This window comes from Fretibacterium sp. OH1220_COT-178, from assembly GCF_003860125.1.
Taxonomy (GTDB): domain Bacteria; phylum Synergistota; class Synergistia; order Synergistales; family Aminobacteriaceae; genus CAJPSE01.
Window position 1 is genome coordinate 1 of sequence record NZ_RQYL01000053.1, and the last position, 3,293, is coordinate 3,293.

General features: G+C 67.7%; 4 protein-coding genes. All 4 read left to right on the forward strand.

Annotated elements, in window-relative coordinates; all coding sequences use genetic code 11:
• On the forward strand, positions 1-862 hold an 862-nt coding region (locus EII26_RS12685; RefSeq protein ID WP_124889521.1), incomplete at its 5' end, for an ABC transporter substrate-binding protein.
• Positions 859-1,650: an ABC transporter ATP-binding protein gene (locus tag EII26_RS12690; RefSeq protein ID WP_124889522.1), complete on the forward strand. Its 792-nt coding sequence runs from the start codon at positions 859-861 to the stop codon at positions 1,648-1,650. The genes EII26_RS12685 and EII26_RS12690, both read left to right, overlap by 4 nt.
• The gene (locus EII26_RS12695) at positions 1,647-2,633 is read left to right on the forward strand and encodes a FecCD family ABC transporter permease (protein WP_124889523.1); all 987 of its coding nucleotides are present in this window, start codon (positions 1,647-1,649) and stop codon (positions 2,631-2,633) included. The genes EII26_RS12690 and EII26_RS12695 overlap by 4 nt, the downstream gene beginning before the upstream one ends.
• Before the next feature lie 28 nt (positions 2,634-2,661).
• Positions 2,662-3,285 (forward strand): MotA/TolQ/ExbB proton channel family protein, encoded by a 624-nt coding sequence (locus EII26_RS12700; RefSeq protein WP_124889524.1) that lies wholly within the window; start codon positions 2,662-2,664, stop codon positions 3,283-3,285.
• The last annotated feature ends 8 nt before the right edge of the window (positions 3,286-3,293 follow it).

Genomic DNA, 3,293 nt, shown 5'->3' on the forward strand with positions numbered 1-3,293 from the left:
CCGTATCGTCTCCCTGTCGCCGGTCGGGACGGAGATCCTGTTCGATCTGGGACAGGGGGACAGGGTCGCCGGCGTTACGGAGTTTTGCGACTACCCGCCGGAGGCGGGGGCCAAACCGAAGGTGGGCGGCTTCACCGAGGTCAACCTGGAGAGCCTGGTCGCCATGGGAGCGGATCTCCTGGTGCTTCAGGACCTGCACCGCCAGGGGCTGGCCCCGAAACTGGAGGCCCTCGGGATCCCGTATTGCATCCTGAGCCAGGAATCGACGGAGGATATCTGTCAAGGGGTCCTGGAGCTGGGCAGGCTCTGCGGTGCGGAGGAGCGGGCCAAGGCTCGGGTTGCGGAGATGCGGGGCCGTCTGGACGCCGTGGCGTCGCGGCTGAAGGGACTTGCCCGGCCCAGGGTGCTGCTCTCCGTCTCGCGGGAGCTCGCCCTGGACCACCTGGAGACCCTCTACATCGCGGGGCCGTCCGGCAATTTCTACAACGAACTGCTCCGGATGGCGGGCGGGGTCAACGCCGTGGAGGAGGGCATGCTCTCCTACATGAAGATATCCCAGGAGGGGGTCATGAGGATCGATCCCGAGGTCGTTATCGACCTGGTCGGGGACCGGACCCACTACCATGCTCCCGGCGTGGAGGACCTCGACGCGGTCTTTGAGGAAGGCAACCTTCTGGCGCCGTGGCTGCGTCTCTCGGCCGTCGGGGCCGTTCGGGACGGCAGGGTCCACGTCCTGCTCGGCACCGTCTTTCTGCGGCCCGGGCCCCGGATCCCCCAGATCGTCGAGGCCTTCGCACGCTGCATCCATCCCCGGGCGATGGATGGTTTTTCGGCCCCGAGGCCCGTTAGCCCTTCCCGATGAAACCTGCTCTTTTCGAGGTTCGGGATCTGGTTTTGAGCCTGGGCGGCCGGCGTATCCTGGACGGGCTCCGCTTCTCCGTCTCCTGTGGGGACTTCGTGGCGATCGTCGGCTCCAACGGTGCTGGCAAGAGCAGCCTGCTGCGTTGTCTGGGCGGGCTTTACCGCAATTTTTCCGGGACGGTGCTTCTGGACGGACGCCCGGTCGCCTCCCTCTCCGCCAGGGAGGCCGCCCGCCGCATCGCCTGGGTCCACCAGCATGGGGATCTGGACTTGAGCTTCACGGTGGAGGAGTTCGCCCGGATGTCGCGATTCCCTTGGCGGGACTCCTTCTCCGGCTGGACGCGGGAGGACGGACGGGCGCTGGACGAGGCGCTCCGGGTCTCCGGGGCGGAGGCCCTGGCCTCGCGCCCGTTGAACACGCTCAGCGGCGGAGAGCGGCAGCGGGCCCTCATCGCCGCGGCCCTGACGCAGGGGACCGACGTGCTCTTTCTGGACGAGCCTCTGAACTTTCTGGATTACCTGCATCGTGCGGAGATCCTGGAGTTGGTGGAGCGGATCAACCGGGAGCGCGGAATCACGGTTTTGATGGTGACCCACGACATCAATGCCGCGCTTGCGGTGGCGGATCGCCTTCTGGCCCTTCGGGGAGGAGCGATATGCCACGAGGGCCCCAGCGGGGACTTTCGTGAGGCGTCCGTCCTCCACGGGGTCTTCGGAACGGATTTTCGCCTTTTCGAGGGGCCGGGACAGACCGTCCCGTTCGTCGCCCCGGTCCGGATGCTGCGATGAAAAGTCATAGGGTGGCGGTACGGGGCCTGTTGCTCCTGTCCGTCGTGGTCCTCCTCGTCGCGCCCCTGGTGGGGATGCATGCGCTCTCCTGGGGGGACATCTGGCTGGAGGGGGCACGGGGACACAAGATCTTCTGGGAGCTCCGCCTGCCGCGGGTCTGTCTGGCCTGGGTGACGGGGGCTATCCTGGGGGTCTGCGGCGCCTTGTTTCAGGCGTTGTTCCGCAACCCTCTGGCCTCCCCGGATATGCTGGGGATCTCCACCGGGGCGGCCTTCGGTGCGGTGCTCTCCATCCGTCTGGGCCTGACCTTCTCGCTCCTGCCGGGGCTCTCCGGCCTCTCGGCCTCGGCCTTCCTGGGCGCGGGGCTGGCCACGGCGGTCATCTACGCCGCGGGCTCCTGGAGGCGTGGGGGGACGTCCTCCCTTCTCCTGGCCGGGATCGCCGTCAGCTTTCTCTTCAGCAGCCTCACCCTGATCGTGCAGTATACGGGCAACTACGTGGACTCCTTCAGGATGGCGCTCTGGACGATGGGCAGCATTCAGGCGGTGGGGTTCGGTGCGCTTGGGACCACGCTGCCCGCCCTCGTTCTGATCCTCTGCGCGGCCGTGTTCTGGGCGCCGGAGCTGGATCTGTTTCTCTGCGGCGAGGAGCTGGCCGAGAGCCGTGGCGTATCCGTCGGGCGGCTCCGGCGCGGGCTCTTCATCGGGGTCTCCCTGGCCGTGGCCGTCAGCGTGTCCGCGTGCGGCCCCGTCGGCTTCGTCGGACTCATGGGACCCCACATCTGCCGCCGGATCGTCGGGCCGGCCCATCGGACGCTCGTCATCGTCTCCGCGCTGTTTGGGGGGACCTTTCTGGTGGTTTGCGATACCGCGGCCCGAACGCTCTGGGCCCCTGCGGAGATCCCCGTCGGGGTGCTCACCTCCTGCATGGGCTCCTTCTTCTTCCTCTGGCTTCTGCTCAAGCGCGAACGGCGGCGGAGCTGAGTTTTCATCGATTTCGGAGGTGCGGTTCATGGTGGAGTACATGCGGGCCGGGGGCGTCATCATGTGGATCATCGCCCTGCTTTCCTTTATCGCGCTGACTGTGGTCTTGGAGAGGCTTTTTCTCCTCGTGCGGAGCCGGACGGATCCCGGCCGGCTGGAGGCCGCGCTGTCCGCGGCGCTGCGCTCCGGGGACCTCGCGTCGGCGCGGGACATCGCGGACGCTTCGGACAGCTCCCTGCATCGTTTTTTCAGGGCGGTCCTGCCGCACTGGGGTCTACCGGACGAGGCGATGAAGGTGCTGGCCGAGCGGCGGGTGCGGCGGGAACTCTACAGGCTGGAGAAACGCCTGCCCGTCCTGGAGGTTGTGGCCCGCATCGCACCGCTTCTAGGTCTGCTGGGGACCGTGCTGGGGATGGTGGAGATGTTTCGATCGCTCCACCAGGGCGGGGCGATCGACGCGGCCGCCGTGACCGGGGGGATCTGGAAGGCGCTCTTCACCACCGTCGCCGGGCTGGCCGCGGCCATCCCGACGGTGCTGGCCCACGGCATGCTCCAAAGTGCCGTCGACTCCCGGTCGGAGGCGCTGGAGCGCGCGGCGGATTTTCTGATCCGCGAGCACGTCGCCCGTGAGACGGGGCGCTTGTCGCCATGAGACGCCGG

Excerpts from the sequence above, each read along its gene's own strand:
- EII26_RS12700 (WP_124889524.1), top strand. The coding sequence starts at position 2,662 with ATGGTGGAGTACATGCGGGCCGGGGGCGTCATCATGTGGATCATCGCC.
- EII26_RS12690 (WP_124889522.1), top strand. The coding sequence starts at position 859 with ATGAAACCTGCTCTTTTCGAGGTTCGGGATCTGGTTTTGAGCCTGGGC.
- EII26_RS12695 (WP_124889523.1), top strand. The coding sequence starts at position 1,647 with ATGAAAAGTCATAGGGTGGCGGTACGGGGCCTGTTGCTCCTGTCCGTC.